This is a genomic window from Mycobacterium sp. 1164966.3 (assembly GCF_001665395.1).
Taxonomy (GTDB): domain Bacteria; phylum Actinomycetota; class Actinomycetes; order Mycobacteriales; family Mycobacteriaceae; genus Mycobacterium.
This window is the reverse complement of sequence record NZ_LZSG01000044.1, coordinates 280944-298721: the sequence shown is the minus strand read 5'-3', so window position 1 is coordinate 298721 and position 17778 is coordinate 280944. Positions and strand designations below refer to the sequence as shown.

21 protein-coding genes and 1 pseudogene are annotated in these 17778 nt (G+C 66.0%); 3 read left to right on the top strand and 19 right to left on the bottom strand.

All coding sequences use genetic code 11. The features are described 5' to 3' along the window. Positions 1–7 precede the first annotated feature (7 nt). The 19 genes and pseudogenes from nuoF to A9W99_RS17065 form a co-directional block, all read right to left on the bottom strand. Positions 8–1333 carry an NADH-quinone oxidoreductase subunit NuoF gene (gene nuoF, locus A9W99_RS17155; RefSeq protein ID WP_067380422.1) on the bottom strand — a complete coding sequence of 442 codons (1326 nt, stop codon included), beginning with the start codon at positions 1331–1333 and terminating at the stop codon, positions 8–10. Next, positions 1330–2109, bottom strand: coding sequence for an NADH-quinone oxidoreductase subunit NuoE (gene nuoE / locus A9W99_RS17150; protein ID WP_067380419.1), 780 nt, complete (start codon positions 2107–2109; stop codon positions 1330–1332). Before nuoE ends, nuoF begins: the two co-directional genes overlap by 4 nt. Next, positions 2106–3398, bottom strand: coding sequence for an NADH dehydrogenase (quinone) subunit D (nuoD, locus tag A9W99_RS17145; protein WP_067380415.1), 1293 nt, complete (start codon positions 3396–3398; stop codon positions 2106–2108). Before nuoD ends, nuoE begins: the two co-directional genes overlap by 4 nt. Then, a complete protein-coding gene (locus A9W99_RS17140) occupies positions 3398–4111 on the bottom strand; it encodes an NADH-quinone oxidoreductase subunit C (RefSeq protein WP_067380412.1) in 714 nt (237 codons plus the stop codon). Before A9W99_RS17140 ends, nuoD begins: the two co-directional genes overlap by 1 nt. After that, positions 4108–4662 (bottom strand): NADH-quinone oxidoreductase subunit B family protein, encoded by a 555-nt coding sequence (locus tag A9W99_RS17135; protein ID WP_067240430.1) that lies wholly within the window; start codon positions 4660–4662, stop codon positions 4108–4110. The genes A9W99_RS17140 and A9W99_RS17135 overlap by 4 nt, the downstream gene beginning before the upstream one ends. Positions 4663–4669: 7 nt before the next feature. Beyond that, complete coding sequence (locus A9W99_RS17130; protein ID WP_067240428.1) at positions 4670–5047, bottom strand: NADH-quinone oxidoreductase subunit A; 378 nt, start codon at positions 5045–5047, stop codon at positions 4670–4672. Between the two features lie 438 nt (positions 5048–5485). After that, positions 5486–5887, bottom strand: a complete 402-nt coding sequence (locus tag A9W99_RS17125) for a response regulator transcription factor (RefSeq protein ID WP_067380408.1) — start codon at positions 5885–5887, stop codon at positions 5486–5488. A 48-nt stretch (positions 5888–5935) separates the two neighbouring features. Further along, the gene (locus A9W99_RS17120; RefSeq protein WP_067380405.1) at positions 5936–6472 is read right to left on the bottom strand and encodes a YceI family protein; all 537 of its coding nucleotides are present in this window, start codon (positions 6470–6472) and stop codon (positions 5936–5938) included. A gap of 3 nt (positions 6473–6475) precedes the next feature. Next, complete coding sequence (locus A9W99_RS17115; protein WP_067380402.1) at positions 6476–6919, bottom strand: nuclear transport factor 2 family protein; 444 nt, start codon at positions 6917–6919, stop codon at positions 6476–6478. A gap of 35 nt (positions 6920–6954) precedes the next feature. Then, positions 6955–7293, bottom strand: a complete 339-nt coding sequence (locus A9W99_RS17110) for a DUF6285 domain-containing protein (RefSeq protein ID WP_067380897.1) — start codon at positions 7291–7293, stop codon at positions 6955–6957. Between the two features lie 8 nt (positions 7294–7301). After that, entirely contained in the window at positions 7302–8279 is a 978-nt protein-coding gene (locus tag A9W99_RS17105) for a phosphotransferase family protein (RefSeq protein ID WP_156623146.1), read from the bottom strand. Beyond that, the gene (locus A9W99_RS17100; protein WP_067380399.1) at positions 8276–9520 is read right to left on the bottom strand and encodes an acyl-CoA dehydrogenase family protein; all 1245 of its coding nucleotides are present in this window, start codon (positions 9518–9520) and stop codon (positions 8276–8278) included. Before A9W99_RS17100 ends, A9W99_RS17105 begins: the two co-directional genes overlap by 4 nt. 21 nt (positions 9521–9541) lie before the next feature. Continuing rightward, positions 9542–10168, bottom strand: coding sequence for a TetR/AcrR family transcriptional regulator (locus A9W99_RS17095; protein WP_067380396.1), 627 nt, complete (start codon positions 10166–10168; stop codon positions 9542–9544). A gap of 3 nt (positions 10169–10171) precedes the next feature. Further along, positions 10172–11068, bottom strand: coding sequence for a hydroxymethylglutaryl-CoA lyase (locus tag A9W99_RS17090; protein ID WP_371514969.1), 897 nt, complete (start codon positions 11066–11068; stop codon positions 10172–10174). Further along, positions 11065–12273 (bottom strand): CaiB/BaiF CoA-transferase family protein, encoded by a 1209-nt coding sequence (locus tag A9W99_RS17085; protein ID WP_067380389.1) that lies wholly within the window; start codon positions 12271–12273, stop codon positions 11065–11067. The genes A9W99_RS17090 and A9W99_RS17085 overlap by 4 nt, the downstream gene beginning before the upstream one ends. Continuing rightward, entirely contained in the window at positions 12270–13457 is a 1188-nt protein-coding gene (locus A9W99_RS17080) for an alpha/beta fold hydrolase (RefSeq protein WP_067380386.1), read from the bottom strand. Before A9W99_RS17080 ends, A9W99_RS17085 begins: the two co-directional genes overlap by 4 nt. Then, a complete protein-coding gene (locus A9W99_RS17075; RefSeq protein WP_067380383.1) occupies positions 13457–14560 on the bottom strand; it encodes a homogentisate 1,2-dioxygenase in 1104 nt (367 codons plus the stop codon). Before A9W99_RS17075 ends, A9W99_RS17080 begins: the two co-directional genes overlap by 1 nt. A gap of 285 nt (positions 14561–14845) precedes the next feature. After that, a complete protein-coding gene (locus A9W99_RS17070; protein WP_067380381.1) occupies positions 14846–15826 on the bottom strand; it encodes an NADPH:quinone oxidoreductase family protein in 981 nt (326 codons plus the stop codon). Between the two features lie 21 nt (positions 15827–15847). Then, positions 15848–16177, bottom strand: a pseudogene (locus A9W99_RS17065) (oxidoreductase); the annotation flags it as partial. A 75-nt stretch (positions 16178–16252) separates the two neighbouring features. Here A9W99_RS17065 and A9W99_RS17060 point away from each other — a divergent pair. The 3 genes from A9W99_RS17060 to A9W99_RS17050 are packed head-to-tail and all read left to right on the top strand — an operon-like array spanning position 16253 to position 17770. Next, positions 16253–17110: an oxidoreductase gene (locus A9W99_RS17060; RefSeq protein WP_067380377.1), complete on the top strand. Its 858-nt coding sequence runs from the start codon at positions 16253–16255 to the stop codon at positions 17108–17110. Positions 17111–17159: 49 nt separating this feature from the next. Further along, positions 17160–17390 carry a type II toxin-antitoxin system Phd/YefM family antitoxin gene (locus tag A9W99_RS17055; RefSeq protein ID WP_067380374.1) on the top strand — a complete coding sequence of 77 codons (231 nt, stop codon included), beginning with the start codon at positions 17160–17162 and terminating at the stop codon, positions 17388–17390. Further along, the gene (locus tag A9W99_RS17050) at positions 17387–17770 is read left to right on the top strand and encodes a type II toxin-antitoxin system VapC family toxin (RefSeq protein WP_067380371.1); all 384 of its coding nucleotides are present in this window, start codon (positions 17387–17389) and stop codon (positions 17768–17770) included. Before A9W99_RS17055 ends, A9W99_RS17050 begins: the two co-directional genes overlap by 4 nt. The last annotated feature ends 8 nt before the right edge of the window (positions 17771–17778 follow it).

The following is a 17778-nucleotide window of genomic DNA, read 5'->3' as shown; positions in this document are numbered from 1 at the left end:
TTCGGGGTCAAGCCTTTCCGTTCGGCGTCAGCATGGAGTCTCGGGGGTCGAACGGGCAGCCGCCTCCTTCGACGTGCGCGACGTACTCGTCGCGGAAGTACTCGATCGATGACATAACCGGGCTGGCGGCACCATCGCCCAACGCGCAGAACGACTTTCCCAAGATGGCGTCGGCGATGTCCGACAGCTTGTCGATGTCTTCGTGGGTGCCCTTGCCGGTTTCCAGCCGCTCGTAGATCTTGTCCAGCCAGAAGGTGCCCTCCCGGCACGGTGTGCATTTACCGCAGGACTCGTGCGCGTAGAACTCGGTCCAGCGGCGCACCGCGCGCACCACGCAGGTGGTCTCGTCGAAAATCTCCAGCGCCTTGGTGCCCAGCATGGAGCCGGCAGCGCCGACCCCCTCGTAGTCCAGCGGGACGTCGAGGTGCTCGTCGGTGAGCAGCGGCGTCGACGATCCTCCCGGTGTCCAGAACTTGAGCCGATGCCCGGCGCGCACGCCGCCGGCGTAGTCGAGCAGCTCGCGCAAGGTGATGCCCAGCGGGGCCTCGTACTGGCCCGGGCGGGTGACGTGTCCGGACAGCGAATACAGCGTGAAGCCAGGCGATTTCTCGCTGCCCATGGACCGGAACCAGTCGACGCCGTAGAGGATGATCGGCGGCACGCTGGCGATGGTCTCGACGTTGTTGATCACCGTCGGGCAGCCGTACAGGCCGGCCACGGCGGGGAAGGGCGGCCGCAGCCGCGGCTGGCCGCGCCGGCCCTCCAGCGAGTCGAGCAGCGCGGTTTCCTCGCCGCAGATGTAGGCGCCGGCACCGGCATGCACCACGAGCTCCAGGTCGAAGCCCGAACCGTTGATATCGCGGCCCAGGAAGCCGGCCTGATACGCCTCGGCCACCGCGTTCTGCAGGCGGCGCAGCACCGGCAGCACCTCGCCGCGCACGTAGATGAAGGCGTGGTTGGCCCGGATCGCGTAGGAGGCGATGATGACGCCTTCGATGAGCACATGCGGCGTTGCCAGCATCAGCGGAATGTCTTTGCACGTACCGGGTTCCGACTCGTCGGCGTTGACCACCAGGTAGTGCGGCTTGGCGGCGGGGCCGGTGTCGCCCTGCGGGATGAACGACCACTTCGTCCCGGTCGAGAATCCCGCGCCGCCGCGCCCGCGCAGCCCGGAGTCCTTGACGGTGCCCAGCACCTCGTCGGGTTCCATGTCCAGGGCCTTCGCCATGCCCTTATAGCCGTCATGGCGTTGATAGGTCGCCAGCGACCACGACTCGGGGTCGTCCCAGTAGCGGGTGATCACCGGGGTCAGCGGGGTGGCCTGGCCGCTCATGACTGCTCCTGCGAGGTGGTCTCCGGCGCCGTCGGTGGCTCGGGTGCCTCCATGCCGTTTTCCTGCGCGACCCGCAGTCCGGCCAGCGTGGCCGTACCCGCGCCGCCCTGGCCCTGGTCGGGCCGTGGGTCGGGTAAGCCGGCCAGGATGCGTGACGTCTCCCGGAAGGCACACAGCGGAGCGCCGCGGGTGGGATTCTTGGGGTCGCCGGAACGCAGCGAGTCGACGAGTTCGCGCGCGGACTCCGGGGTCTGGTTGTCGAAGAATTCCCAGTTCACCATCACCACCGGTGCGTAGTCGCAGGCGGCATTGCATTCGATGTGCTGCAGGGTGACGGTTCCGTCGTCGGTCGTCTCGTCGTTGCCGATGCCGAGATGGTCCTTGAGGCTTTCGAAGATGGCGTCGCCGCCCATCACGGCGCACAGCGTGTTGGTGCAGACGCCGACCAGGTAATTACCGGTGGGGCCGCGCCGGTACATGGAGTAGAAGCTGGCCACCGCCGAAACCTCGGCCCCGGTCAGTCCAAGGAGGTCGGAGCAGAACTCCAAACCGGCCGGCGTCAGATAGGAGTCCTCGGACTGCACCAGATGCAGCAGCGGCAGCAGCGCCGACCGCTTGCTGGGGTAGCGGCCCATGATCTCCTTGGCATCGACCTCCAGCCGTGCCCGCACGTCGGGCGGATAGGACTGCGGGGCACCCTCGACCACGAACTGGTTGGGCTCATCAGGCGGCGGGCCCAGCCGGATGAACACCGGCTGTCCTTGCGGTCCGGTCATCGATCCACCCCGCCCATCACCGGGTCGATGCTGGCGACCGCGGTGATCAAGTCGGCCACCATCCCGCCCTCACACATCGCGGCGACCGCCTGCAGGTTGGTGAACGAGGGATCGCGGTAGTGCACCCGGTAGGGGCGGGTCCCGCCGTCGCTGACCATGTGCACGCCGAGTTCTCCGCGCGGTGATTCGACCGCCACGTAAACCTGGCCCGGCGGTACCCGAATGCCCTCGGTCACCAGCTTGAAGTGATGAATCAGCGCCTCCATCGAGCTGCCCATGATCTTGGCGATGTGCTCGGGCGAGTTGCCCATGCCGTCGGGACCCACCTTCAGGTCGGCCGGCCAAGCGATCTTGCGGTCCTCGATCATGGTGGGGCCGGGCCGCAACTTGTCCAGGCACTGCTCGACGATCTTTAGCGACTCCCACATTTCTTTGACGCGAATGATGTAGCGCCCGTAGGCATCACAGCCCTCGTCGGTTATCACGTCGAATTCGTAGTTCTCGTAGCCGCAATAGGGTTCGCTCTTGCGCAGGTCGTGCGGCAACCCGGTCGACCGCAGGATCGGGCCGGTGATGCCCAGCGCCATGCATCCCTCGAGGTCCAGGTAACCGATGTCCTGGGTGCGCGCCTTCCAGATGGCGTTCTCGTTGAGCAGTTCGCCGAGGTCGCGCAGTGATTGCCGCAACGGCTCGAGGGAATCCGCGATCTTGCTGACCGCGTCCGGTGGCAGGTCCTGGGCCACGCCGCCGGGCCGGATGTAACCGTGATTCATCCGCAAACCGGTGATCAGTTCGAAGATGTTGAGGATGTACTCGCGCCCGCGGAAGCCGATGAACATCGCGGTCATCGCGCCCAGTTCCATGCCGCCGGTGGCCAGTGCCACCAGGTGCGAGGAGATGCGGTTGAGCTCCATCATCATCACTCGGATGACGTTGACGCGCTCGGGTATTTCCTCGGTGATGCCGAGCAGCTTCTCCACGCCGAGGCAGAAGGCCGTCTCGTTGAAAAACGGTGACAGATAGTCCATCCGGGTCACGAAAGTGACGCCCTGGGTCCAGTAGCGGTACTCCAGGTTCTTTTCGATTCCGGTGTGCAGGTACCCGATTCCGCACCGGACCTCGGTGACCGTCTCGCCCTCGATCTCCAGGATCAGGCGCAGCACGCCGTGGGTGGACGGGTGCTGGGGGCCCATGTTGACGACGATGCGTTCACCGGGATCCGCGTTGCGGGCGGCTTCGACGATCTCGTTCCAGTCCTGCCCGCCGGCGACCACGACGGTTTCGGTCATCAGTTATATCCCCTGCGCTCGTCGGGCGGAGGGATCTGTGCGCCCTTGTATTCCACTGGAATTCCGCCTAGCGGGTAGTCCTTGCGTTGTGGATGTCCGTGCCAGTCATCCGGCATCTCGATTCGGGTCAGCGACGGATGGCCGTCGAAGATGATCCCGAAGAAGTCGTAGGTCTCGCGCTCGTGCCAGTCGTTGGTCGGGTAGACGTCGTACAGCGACGGGATGTGCGGATCACCGTCCGGCGCAGCCACTTCCAGCCGCAGCCGGCGGTTGTGGGTGATCGACTGTAGGGGGTAGACCGCATGCAGCTCGCGATCGGTTTCGTGCGGGTAGTGCACGCCGCTGACGCCGAGGCAGAGTTCGAAGCGCAACTGCGGTTCGTCGCGCAGCCGCCGCGCCACCTGCACCAGCCGCTCACGGCGGACGTGCAGGGTCAGTTCGTCGCGATACACCACGACTTTCTCGATGGCGTCGTCGAATTCGAGGTCGTCGCCCTTGAGTGCCTCGGCCAGCCGGTCGGCGATGTCGTCGAAATAGCTGCCGTAGGGCCGTGGGGTGCCGCCGGGCAGGGCGACCTCGCGCACCAGCCGTCCGTAACCGGAAGTGTCGCCGGTGCCCTGGACGCCGAACATGCCGCGGCGAACGTCGACCACTTCGGCCGTCGAGCCGGCGCGGGTGGTCGCCTCCTGCGGATCCTGGTCGGGCGAGCTCATCGCAGCAACCCGTGCATCTCGATGGTGGGCCGGGCGGCCAGTGCCGCCTGCTCGGCCTCGGCGATGGCCTGCTCGCGGTTGACGCCCAACGGCATTTCCTGAATCTTCTCGTGCAGCTTGAGGATTGCGTACAGCAACATCTCCGGGCGCGGAGGGCAGCCGGGCAGGTAGATGTCCACCGGGACAACATGGTCCACGCCCTGCACGATCGCGTAGTTGTTGAACATGCCACCCGACGAAGCGCACACGCCCATCGACAGCACCCACTTGGGCTCGGCCATCTGGTCATAGATCTGGCGCAACACGGGCGCCATCTTCTGACTGACCCGGCCCGCGACGATCATCAGATCGGCCTGCCGGGGCGTGGCGGAGAACCGCTCCATCCCGAATCGGGCCAGGTCGAAGCGCGGCCCCGCGGTGGCCATCATCTCGATCGCACAGCAGGCCAACCCGAACGTCGCCGGCCACAACGAGTTCTTGCGGACGTAGCCCGCCACCTTCTCGACAGTTGACAGCAGAATCCCACCAGGCAGCTGTTCTTCCAGGCCCATGCTTACCTCAATCCCACGTCAGGCCCCCGCGCCGCCACACGTAGGCGTAGGCCACGAAAACCGTCAGCATGAAAATCACCATCTCGACCAACGCGAACATCCCCAGCGCGTCGAAACTGACAGCCCAGGGGTAAAGGAACACGATTTCGATGTCGAAGACGATGAACAACATTGCGGTCAGGTAGTACTTCACCGGGAAGCGCTGGCCGCTGGTCGCCTGCGGACCGCTGACCGGGCTGTCGGTGGGCTCGATCCCGCATTCGTAAGCGGCCTGCTTGGACCGGTTGTACCGCGATGGGCCGACCAGGCTGGCGATCGCCACCGAGCCCACGGCAAACGCGGTCGCAATCGCTCCCAGTACAAGGATGGGTATGTAGACGTTCAACTCGCTCCATGATCCGTCGTACGGGCCGCTTAGCAGCGGCCGGGCGGGTGACCGGGCTGCTGTGACGGACCGGGTCTTAGAGCCGTCACAGTGACCTTCAACATAGCGTCGCGACCGTCGGAGCACGTGCCCGGGGTGGGGCTTTGGCTGCGGGCGCCCCCGTATCCGCCTGGCGTCAGGATGCGCGCGTAAACGGCGGCCCTATCGGGGCACCGAGCCTTTACCCCGACGTCGCAGGTGTCACTTCAGCACCGGCAGGACCGCCGCCAGTCGTTTCCGGGAAGTGCTAGCGCCGGGCGCTAGCACTTGTCTGAGGCGACGCACCCGACCCTTCCCGTGACTGGTGGGAATAATGTGACGGACGGGGTGACGGGCACTTAGGCTGCTCGGCCCAATTTTGGTGCACGAGTGGTGTGTGACCAGATTGCTGGTGACGCGTTAATGCGCGGGCGTGCGCAACAGGCCGAGCACCGTGCGGCCCAGCACAATCGGATCGATGGGATGGGGCACCGCGGCCTCGGCGCGCGACCAGGTGGCCAGCCAGGCATCGTCGGGCCGGCCGGTGAGCACCAAAATCGGCGGACATGTCTCGAGTTCGTCTTTGAGCTGCTTGGCGATTCCCATGCCCCCGGTCGGGGTGGCCTCGCCGTCCAGAATGACCAAGTCGATGCCGCCCTCGTCCATGGTGCGCAGCACCATCGGGCCGGTCGCGACCTCGACGTAGCTCAACTCGGGTAGCTCCGGGTGCAGTTGTTTGCCCAGTGCCTGCATCACGCGTTCGCGGGTTTGGACGTTGTTGCTGTAGACGAGGATCCGCAATGTGTCGGTGGAGGCGGGCACGGTGCAGATGGTACTGGGGCGACGCCCGGCCTACCGGGGCGCCCGGGCCTACTGGGGCGCTCGCACGAAAATGGCTTCTGCTCGCACCGTCGCCTCCGCGCCGATCATGCCGCGCATGTCCCAGTCGACGCCGAACTGGAATCGATCGAGCTTGGTTTCTCCCGCGACCCGGATCGAGCCGTCGCCGAGCTCGGTGATGGTGACCGGCACAGGCACCTCGGCGGTGGTGCCCTTGATGGTGAAACTCGTCCTGAGGTTGGCCGCGTTACCGGTGGTTGGCTGCAGACCGGTGACGACGACGCTGATCTCCGGGAAGCGCTCGGCGTCGAAGAAATCGTCGGAGAGCAGGTGCCGGTCGCGGCGACGTATGCCGGTCTGCAGAGAAGCGACGTGGATGTCGACCCGGCCGAAGACCGCGCCCTTGGCGGTCAGTTGCCCGTCTCCGGTGAACTCGGTGAACCGGCCCTTGACCGGCACCAGCCCCCACATGTTCTTGATCTTGAAAGCGATGGTCGACTTGTCCGGAACCAGGTTCCAGACGCCGGCCGCGTCGGGATCGTGCAGCAGTGTTTCCAGCGTCGTCATGGCTCACCTCACCGTCCGCGTCGAAACTTGATCGCCGGCGTCGCCACGTTCGAGCAGCGGCGCGATACCGGCGGGGTCGAAATACTCGTCGATTCGGCTGATCAGGCCGTTTGCGTTCAACTTGATCACGATGCAGACCCGCAAGGCGATCGATTCGCCGGCACGACCGGTGGCGTGCAGGATGTGTTGCTGGACGAACCCCCGCAGGGATCCGTCGCCGAACGGCACGCGGTCGAGGATCTGGTAGCTGCGCCGGCTGGTGACGCCGATGAACCAATCGATGACCCGTAGTGCACGGCCTTTGTCGTCATCGCCGCGGGCGCCCACTCGCCACACCGCGATGTCGTCGTCCCACAGTTGAGCGACGCTAGCGCGGTCACCGTTCTCGATGGCGGTGAACAGCCGATCGGCTACTTGGTCGACCGTGTCGGTCTCGAGCCCGGGCATGTCCTCCTCCTGTCTGCCTGATCAGTATCGGTGGCCTAGCCCTGCGCGTATCCAGGATGAGCGACTGACAATCGTTGCCCCACCACCGTCCGCAAGCAAGCCAACACGTCCGGCAGCCGATCGTCGAACTGACCCGCCCGGACGGCGGCGGCAAGTTGGCCTTCGTCCTCGACACCCAGGCGCGCGAGCGCCGCGCGGGCGGCCGGTCCACCGTCGTCGAGCAGCTCACGCTCGACCATGCGCAACGCGTTCGCGGCTACCCGGGCATGAAAGTTGACCTGTCCGTCGGTCGCTTCGCGGACGTCGGTTTCGAGGAACTCGGCGACCGCCGCGACCAGCTCGGCAGCCGTCGGACGGCCGTGAATACTTTGCATGTCGCGGCTCATGAGATTTCTTGGTCCAGCAGGTCGAGTAGGTCCCACTCAGTCTCACAGACCCGGCGGCCGATGGTCGCCAACTCCACCGAACGAGCCTGCCCGCTCAGATGCCGCTCCGCCTGGAAACGGCAGATGACGCCCCAGCGCAGCGTGGCCAGGGCCAGCCACCAGCGAAACGCCGCGCGATCGACCGAGGCGCCGCCGGCCTCTTCGTAGCCGCGAAGAAAGCTCTCGATGCTGCCCAGGCCGCCGGCGCCCTGGCTGGGCGGAGCGCCGAACCGCCACGCCCGGATGCAGAACCAGGCCAGGTCTTCGTACGGCTCGCCGAGGTGTACCAGCTCCCAATCGAGGACAGCCGCCAGCCGGGATTCGTCGACGATCAGGTTGCCCATCCGGAAGTCGCCGTGCACCAGCACCATGCTCGACGGCGGCGGCTGATGGCGGGTCAGCCAGCGAAACCCCAACTCAAAGGTGGCGGTGGTGTCGCCCATCGCGTCGAGGCGCTCGCGCCATTGCACCAGCGGGTCTTCGCGGGCCAGCTCGAGCTCATGCGCGTCGGCCCGATGAATGGCGGCCAGCGCCCGCGCGCACTGCTGGAGCAGGCTCGCGCGGTCCTGATCGTCGAGGCGACGATGGATGCGACGGACGATCGTCTCGCCCGCGATCGCGTCGCAGATCAGAAACGGATTGCCAAGCGCAGCAGTCGAATTGTCGGCGACCAGGATATGCGGGACGGGTGTGCCGGCCGCCGCGGCGGCGGCCTGGGTGCGGGCTTCCAGTTCCATACTGGCGTGCAGATCGTCGGGCGGTCCGGTACGCAGGATCAGCGACCGGCGTTCCGCACCGATGACGGCGTGAAACGCCCAGGTGGTTCGGCTGGCGCCCCCGGTGAGCTGGTGCAGGTTGTCGATCGCCGGCAAGGTGCCGAGCGCGGGCGCCAACACCGTGGGCAGTGCGGTCGCCAGCTGCTCGGCTGACGTCACTTGGATTCCCGGCCGAATTTGAACAGCCGCTGCGCCACTCGGCGGATCTGAATTTCCTCCGCTCCCTCGGTGATTCGGTAGCGGCGATGGTGGCGGTAGATGTGCTCGAACGGCTCATGGCGGCTGTAGCCCAGTCCGCCACAGATCTGCATCGCCCGGTCGGCGGCGTCGCAGACCAGCCGGTTGGCGCGATAGTTGGCCATCGACACTTTGTCGGACACCTCCATGTGGTGGTCCCGGTCCAAGTGCCAGGCCGCGTAATACACCAGCAGCCGCACCATTTGGGCTTCGGTTTGGAGCTCGGCCAGCGGCCATTGCACCGCCTGGTTCACCGCCAGCGGCTTGCCGAAAACGCGGCGTTTGCCGGCGTATTCGGCGGCGCGGTCGATGCAGAATTGCGCCGCACCCAGACTGCTCGCCGCCTGCCGAATTCGGTTCTCGTGCAGGAAGGTCTGGGCAACCTCCAGGCCGCGGTCCACCTCGCCCAGCACGGCGTCGGCGCCCACCCGCACGTCGGTCAGTTCGACCTCGCCGTGATCGGTGGGCATGTTGAACGTCCACCAGTAATAGGGGACGGTGAACCCGGGGGTGTCGGTAGGTACCAGAAACGCGGTAATGCCCCGTGCCTGTCCCGGCTCGCCGGAGGTGCGGGCGAAGATCAAGTCGTGCGTCGCGCGGTGCACGCCGGTGTTGAACCGCTTGGAACCGTTGATGACCCAGTCGTTCCCGTCGCGTTCGGCGTGCGTCTCCAGCCATGTCGCGTCGGAACCATGCAGCGGCTCGGTCAGGCCGAACGCCATCGACCGCTCCCCGGTTATCAGCGCCTCCGACCAGTCGCGGCGCTGGGTGTCTGTGCCGAACCGTTCCATCATGATCACCTGGGGAAAGTTCCCGACGATCGATGATTCGTTCTGCAAGTCGTTGTGCAGGCCAAGGCCCTTGTGCGCCAGGTGTTCCCGAATCACCGCCATGTCCACATTGGTGCCGTTACGGCCGCCCAGTGCAGCCGGCAGCCCGTAGCGCAGCCAGCCCGCCCTGTCTGCCCGCCTGCGCATCTCGGCGAGCAGGTCCTCCCACTCTCGCGTCGGTATGCCGTCGTTGTCCACGTCGGTGCGGGCGAACTCGCGGCGATGGTCGAAGTACTGCATGTTCTCGGCCTGCAGTGGCGCGATCTCCCGCTCGATGAAGGCATCCATCTCGGCAAGCAGCGGCGGAAGGTGTTCTGGGAGTGTGAAATCCATGTTATGGCCTCTCTGCTTGCGCTACCGTCCGTACAGCGTCTTTTTCCATACTGTCGCCAGCGTAGCGATGGCTTCGCGGTCGCTGATCCGAAGGCCCAGGCCGGCCGGGTCGGGCCGCAGCACCACACTGGTGAACTGTTCGAACAGCAGCGCTATTGCGGCGGCGGTGTGTTGCGGGTTCAGGTCGTGCCCGTAGCCCTGTTGCTGGGCGTGCAGCACCGATGCAGTGACGATATCCATTCCGAAGCGGCGGAATTCGTTCTGCAGCGCCGCAAACCGTGGTTGGGTGGTGCCCAGCTGGGCGATGGCCACCATGATGCCGATGTTCTGCTTGAAGATGTTCCAGTAGCCGGTCACCACCGAGTCGAAGAACTCGCCGTCCTCGGGTGAGCGAGGCAGCTGAACAAGCGGGCGGACGGACGAGAGCACCTCGTGCAGAAACGACTTCGCCAGGGCGGCCAGCAGGTCTTCCTTATCGGCGAAGTAGCGGTAGAACACCGCCGAGGACTTGCCCGCAGCCGAGGTGATGTCGGCCAATGTCGTTCCGTGAAAGCCGCGTTCGGCAAACAGTTTTCGGGCCGCCTGCTCGATCGCCTCACGTGTTCGCTGACCCTTGGCCGTCAGCGCGGGCGACGCTTGCGGGGACATGCATCAGCCCCGGATCCGGTCACCGGCGCGCAGCAGAGCGCCCGGCAGATCGTGGCCGACCACGGCGCGCGCGACTTCCGCCGCATTGATCGCCGCTTGTAGGTCGACGTCGACTTCGATATCGCTGTCCCGCAACAGATACACCAGGTCTTCGGTGGCGATGTTGCCGGTGGCGCCGGGGGCAAAAGGGCAACCGCCGAGCCCGCCGACGGATGCGTCCAACCGGGTGACGCCGGCACCGACCGCCGCGTACGCGCTGGCCAGCCCCGCCCCGCGAGTGTTGTGGAAGTGGCCTCCTAGCGGCATTTCTCCGATCACCGGACGCAGCTGGGAGACAAGCGAAGTGACCCGCTTGGGGGTCGTCGTGCCGATGGTGTCGGCAATGGAGAACCGGTCGGCGCCATGGTCGCGGGCGGCCGCGGCAATGTCGAGTACCCGCTGCGGCGGGGTGGGCCCTTCGAACGGTGAGTCCCACGCAGTGGCCACGATGACCTCGACGGCGACATCGCTGGCGTGCGCGATGGCGACGATATCGCCGATCTGGTTGGTGGCCTCCGCGCTGGTGCGCCCGACGTTGGCCATGCTGAATGCATCGTCGGCGGCCACCACATATTCGATCGACCGCAGGCCCGCCGCGATGGCGCGTTTGGCGCCGTTGGGGCTTGCGACCAGGGCGGAGAATTCGATGTCCGGATAGTGGCGTAGTTCGGCTGCCACCTCGGCGGCGTCGGCCATCGATGGCACCTTCGAAGGGGAGACGAACGCCGTGGCCTCTACCTCGCGCGCTCCGGTGGCGGCCACCGCGGCCAGCAGTTCCAGCTTGGCCGACAACGGGATTGGCTTCTCGATCTGCAGCCCGTCGCGCAGCGACACCTCGCGGATATCGACGTGTGTCATCAGATCACCTCCTCGGCGCGTAACTCGGCGAGTTCCTCGTCGGTCTTGCCCAACAGCCCCGTGTAGACGGCGTCATTGTGCTGTCCCGGCTGGGCGGGCCCGGCGTTGCGGATGACGCCGGGGGATTGGGAGAGCACCGGGACGATCCCCGGCCCCAATACGGACCGTTGGACTCGCTCATCGAAGTGCTCGACCAGCATGCCGCGGGCCCGCAACTGCGGGTCGTTGACCACTTCGGCGACGGTGTTGATCGGGCCCGCGATAACGCCTGCGGCGCTGAGTGTTTCGATGATATCGCCGGGTTGCCGTTCGGCCGCCCACGTTCCGATGATCTCGTCGAGTTCGTCCTGATTTCGGCCCCGTGCGCCGTGGGTGGCGAACCGCTCGTCGGTGGCCAGTTCCGGACGGCCCATCGCCTTGCACAACCGGGCGAACACGGTGTCCTGATTGGCCGCGATCACCACCCAGGAGCCGTCGGCGCTGCGGTAGATGTTGGACGGCGCGATGCCCTCCAGCCGGGTGCCCGACGGCCCGCGTACTACACCGCCCACGTCGTAGTCTGGGATCGTGGATTCTTGTACTGCCAAACATGATTCGGTGAGCGCGACGTCGACAACCTGCCCGTGACCGGTGACGCTGCGGCGGTACAGGGCCGCCAGCGCGCCCTGGGCGCCGAACATGCCGGCCAGGCTGTCACCCAGTGAGAGAGCCAGGCGGGGCGGCGGTCCGCCGGGGAACCCGTTGAGGTGTCGCAGGCCGCTGGCCGCCTCGGCTACGGACGCATAGCCTGCCTTGTGCGCCTCGGGTCCGGTCTGGCCGTAGCCGGAGACGCGGACCAGGACGATGCCTGAGTTGCGTTCGCGCAGCACGTCGTAACCCAGGTCCCACTTCTCCAGCGTGCCCGGACGGAAGTTCTCCACCACGATGTCGGATTTCTCGACGAGCTCGAGGAACACCTGCCGGCCGCGTGGCCGGCGCAGGTCCAGCGTGATGGCTCGCTTGTTGCGCGCGTGCACCGTCCAGAACACGTGGTGCCCGTCGACTTCGGCTTGTCCCCAGGTGCGCAACGGGTCCGGGGCGCCGGGTGGTTCCACCTTGATGACGTCGGCGCCCATGTCGCCGAGCAGCCGCCCAGCGAACGGACCGGCGATCAAGGTGCCCAGCTCGAGTACCCGGATGCCGTCCAATGGACCGGAGGGAGCGGTCATTCGGGGCTCGCGAAGTCGTGACGGACCAGCCAGTCGGTGGCGATGTCGACCGCGCGGCGCAGTTTGTCGCGCTGGTCGGGGCCCGCGTAATAGTGTGTGGCGCCCGGGATTTCGTACATCTCCTTGTCGGGATGACCGATCGCGTCGAAGAGCCGCCGGGTGTGGCTGGGTGTGCAGGCGTCGTCGGCCAGGTTGCCGATCACCAACGCGGGAATCGCGATGTCACGCCCGCAGGCCACACCGTCGCCGCGGGCCTCGTCGTAGCTCCATTGGGACAACCACCCGCGCAGCGTCGAGAACCGGGCCAGGCCGACCGGGCTCATGTTCACCACTTGCGGGTCGCCCAGATAGCAGGTGCCCGGGGTGCGTTCGTTGGGGTCGACGGTGGGATCCAGCCAGCGCGGGTCGGCCATGGTGCCGTGCACGACGAAGCAGAACTCGTCATCGGGGCGCCCGGCGGCCTCTAGTTCCGCCAGCTTTTGCCGGACCCATGCCGTGATCCGGCGGTTGCGGTCAATCTGCGCTTGGCGGTAGCGGTCCAAAAATTCTTGGGTGTAAGGCGGCTGGTTGGGATTGCCCGAGTTGTACAGGTCAAGTTCGGGATCACGCTTGGTCGGGTCGGATTCGTCGAAGATCGACGCGTCCAGCCATTCGGTCAGCGTGCCGTGCCGGCTGATGTGCGCCGCCAGCAACATGATTCCGTCGGCGGGCGGTAGCTCCAGCGCGGTGAGGTCAGGTCCGTCGCCGGACGGGCTGGACGTGATCGTCGCGTGCTGGGCCTGCTGCTGATAGAACACCGAAAGCGAGCCGCCCCCGCTCCAGCCCGCCAGCACCACCTGCTGATAGCCCAGCCGCTTCTTGGCGTCCTTGATGCACTCGCCCAGATCCTCGACCACCTTCTCCATCAGCAGCGCCGAATCCGTGCCGCGGAACCGGCTGTTGCAGTAGATGACATGGTGGCCCGCCCGGGCCAGCGCGTTGATCATCGGCAGGTAGGCACCGCCGCCGATCGGGTGCATGAACACCAGCACGGTGTCCGACGGCCGGTCCTTCGGCTTGAGCAGGTAACTTTCCAGCACGGTGATCTCGGCCAGACCACCGTAGACGTCGCGGACACTCGAATTGTTCTGGAAGGCAACGATATAGGGGATTCTATCGTATTCGTGCTTGACGGCGTGCTGCATCAGTGTTGTCCCAGGTCGTGTGCCAGCACCTCGGGCGACGGTGTCAGGCGCCTGCGGGTGTCGACGGCGATCACTTGCCAGTCCACCGTCGAAAATTCGTCGAACTTGCGACGGGTGCGTTCGCGCGCCTTCTCCGGCGCGCCGTGGTGAACCCCTTGCGGCGCATGGGATATCAACCCCGGCGGCATCGGAATACCGTAGAGCGAGCCGCCGTGGAAGAACGCGATCTCGTCGTAGTCGACGTTGCGGTGATACCACGGGGTGCGCTCGGTGCCGGCGACGCCTTCGGCGGGTTTGGGCAGAAAGTTCATCACGTAGACACCGGTGGCCTGCATGAACAGGTGCACTGTTGGCGGCAGGTGGACGCTGTCGGAGGTGATCACGTTGTAGTCGGCGATGTTGAAGGTGAACGCGAAGTTGTCGCCGCGCCACCCTTCCACGTCGATCGGATTGTGTTGGTAGTAAAGCGTAGTGGCGGGCCCGCCTTGAACATCCCGGTGCACGAGCCGAACCTCGTATTCGTCGCGTCCGTCATCTGCTATTGGGGCCGGTTCGGGGATGGTGGCCTGCGACGGGTCGAACGGGAAGTGCCGTCCGAGTTGTCCGGGCGGCGGGACCCGGAACTCGTCGGTGGCCTCGACCATGAGCAGCGTGGTCTCGCTGTCCGGTACCTGGCGCCATGTGCAGGCTTTCGGAAGGTAAACCCAGTCGCTCTGCCGGTAGCGCAGCGGGCCGAACTCGGTTTCCAGTAGCCCGGCTCCGGCATGGACGAAGCACAGCAGATCGCCGTCGACGTGGCGGGTGTAGAACGGCATTGCCTCGTGGCGGCGGCTCAAGAAAATCCGGCAATCGGGGTTGCTGAACATCAGCAGCGGCCCGCCGTTGGGGTCGATGGCGTCACTGGGCTTGAGCTCGCTGGCCAGCACGTCGACCGGGCGCAGTGGACCCACCGCGCGAAACGCGGTCGGGTCGTGGCGGCGGTAGATGTTGGCGGTACGCCCGGTGAAACCACCGCGGCCCAGCTCGTCGTCTTTCAGGCCGTCGAGGTCGGCATGCAGACGCCGCGGCGTCTTTCCTTTTCGCAGGTGAACGAACGATTCCATGTGGGCTCCACGGTTGGCGACAGCTTTGGCGACGGAAGAAACTGAAAGTGACGTTACTTTTTGTTTGCGGCGGGCACAAGGTGCGGATGGACGAGTAGCTGGTAAATGGTCAAACTCGTGACCATGCCGGAAGTCAGCTCACTCGCCGAGGCAAAAGCGCATCTGTCGGAGCTGATAGCCACGCGGTACTTATCGCGTTCTGTGCAGAATCGATAACCAACGTCGGTGCGTCACCGTTGTCGGCATGTTCAGCCGTGCGCTCGGCGGTTTTCGACCGGCAAGTGGTCAGTCGCGGACGCGCAAGACGACCTTGCCCTTGGCGGTGCGATTCTCCAGCGACGCGACCGCCGCGGCGGCCTCCTCGAGCGGGTAGACCGCAGGCTCAGGAGGTGACAACCGGCCAGAGGTGAGCAAATCCTCCAGTCCGGCCCACTGCTCGGCGAGCGCGCCGGGATGCGTCGCCGTCCAAGCGCCCCAGCCGACGCCGACCACGTCAATGTTGTTGAGCAGCAGGCGGTTTACCTTCACCGTCGGGATATCGCCGCCGGTGAAGCCGATCACCAGCAGCCGACCCCCCGCAGCGAGCGAGCGAAGCGAGTCTGTCATCCGGTCGCCGCCGACCGGGTCGACGACGATGTCGACGCCTCGTCCGTCCGTCAACTCCTTGACCGCGTCCTTGAACCCGTCGGCCAGCACCACATCGGTCGCACCGGCCGCCGTCGCGATGCGGCCCTTTTCCTCAGTGCTCACCACAGCGATGGTGCGCGATGCCTCTAGTGCCGGCGCCAGCCGCAGCGCCGACGTTCCGATCCCGCCCGCTGCACCGTGCACCAGCACCGTCTCGCCCTGCTGCAGCCGGCCCCGCACGGTCAGCGCGAAGTAGACGGTCAGGTCGTTGAACAGCACGCCTGCGCCGGCCTCGAAGCTGACGTTGTCCGGTAGCCGGAACGTCCGGTCCGGTGCCAACACGGCGACCTCGGCCATGCCGCCGGTGAGCATCGTCAAGCCGACGACGCGGTCGCCGGGTTGCCACTGGCTGCCGTCCGGTGCCGATCGAATCACTCCGGCTATCTCGGCTCCGAGCACGAACGGCGGGTTGGGCTTGTATTGATAGAGGCCGCGGGTGAGCAGCGCGTCGGGAAACGCCACGCCGGCGGCGTGTACATCGACGACCACGCCTTGAAGATCAGGGTCGGGCGGCTCGTCGACCTCCACGACCTCGATCGCTTCCGGACCATCCAGCCGAGTCACCCGTGCCGCACGCATGCCGAACAATGTACTTCCGCTTCAGAACCCGCCCGCGACCCGCACCACCGCCCGCCCGGAGAACGTCCCCGCCCGAACTTGATCGATCACGTCGAGCACGTCCTTGGCGTCGACGTCGGAGGTGATCGAGCCCAGCCGGCGCGGCCGCAACGAGTCGCCGAGCCGGTCCCAGAGTTGCCGGCGCCGCCCGATGGGCATCTGGACGGAGTCCATCCCGAGCAGTGCCACCCCGCGCAGGACGAACGGCATCACCGTTGTGTGCAGGGCGGCGCCGCCGGTGAGGCCGCTGGCGGCCAAGGCGCCGCCGTAGTCGACGGTGCTGAGCACATCGGCCAGCGTGGCGCCGCCCACGGGCCACTGGCCAAGGCGCGCTGGCGCGCGACCAGCCCTTGAAACATGTCCATGATGCGACGCTAACCTCTCCTGATGGATTCCTTCCCGCTTGGTGGGTTTTCGGTCAGCCGCATCGGCTTCGGCGCCATGCAACTGCCGGGCCCAAACGCCTTCGGTCCGCCGCGCGACCGGGACGAGGCGCTGGCCGTGTTGCGGCGGGCCTTCGAGCTCGGCGTCGACCACATCGACACCGCCCAGTTCTACGGCCCCGACGTTGCCAACGAGCTGATCCGTGAGGCGCTGCATCCGTATCCGGAGAACTTGGCGCTGGTAAGCAAAGTTGGTGCCCGCCGCGACGACACCGGAGGATGGCTACCGGCCTCGGACCCTGCCGAACTGCGCCAAGACATCGAAACCAACTTGTGGGCGCTCGATGTCGACCAGCTAGCCGTGGTCAACCTGCGGCTGGTGGAAAGTGAAGGGCCGGATCAGCGTTTCGACGACCAACTTTCAGCGATGATCGCCGCTCGTGACGAGGGCTTGATCGGCGGAATCGGGTTGAGCGAAGTGCGGCTCGAGCACCTGCAACATGCCTTGGAGCGCACCGAAATCGCCTGTGTACAAAACGCTTTCAACCTGGTCCACCGGTCGTCGCAGGACGTGCTGGACGAGTGCCGGACGCGCGGTATTGCGTTCGTCCCGTTCTTCCCGTTGGGATCGGCGTTTATGCCGTCGAATCCGGTGTTGGGCAACGATGTGATCCAAAGGGCGGCTGCGCAACTCGGCCGCACCCCGGCCCAGGTTGCGCTGGCATGGACGCTGAGCGTGGCCCCCAATATTCTGCTGATTCCGGGTACTTCGTCAGTACGGCATCTCGAAGAGAACATGGCCGCCGCCGACATCGAACTCGACGACGAGACCCGCGAGCAGTTGAATGCCGTGGCTGCCTGAGCTGGCGCACGACCTAGTCCAACTAGACTAAGTCCGGTATCCTAGGCCTGTGTCGACCGTAAACATTCATGATGCGAAGACCCATCTGTCGCAGTTGCTCGCTCGCGTCGAGGGTGGGGAGACGATCACAATTGCGCGTGCCGGTAAGCCAGTTGCCGATCTCGTGCCGCACACACGCGTCGATATCGTCTTCGGGGTCTTGGCTGGCCGTCTCCGCTACAACGCAGATCATTTCGACGACGTCGATAGCGATCTCAACAAGTTGTTCGGCATCGAATGAGCGGTCTGTTGCTTGACAGCCACGTGGTGCTGTGGCTCCTTGACGACAGTTCCCGGTTGGGCCGGGGGGCACGCGATCGGATTGCGGCAAGCACCGCCGTTTACTTTTCGGCCGCGAGCATGTGGGAGCTCACCATCAAGGCGGCTATCGGCAAGCTGGCGCTGCCTCACGACCTGGACGATGCGACCGACCGATCCGCCCTGCGGGACTTGCCCGTGACTCGTCGTCACGCGCTCGTGTCTGACCTCACCGCGTTGCCCCACAAAGACCCGTTTGACGCGATTCTGGTAGCCCAGGCGACGGTGGAGGGGCTTGCGTTTCTCACGGCAGACGCGAAGCTCGTCAGGGCGCTGCCTGATGTCGTCGATGCCAGGCTCTAGCGCAGCGT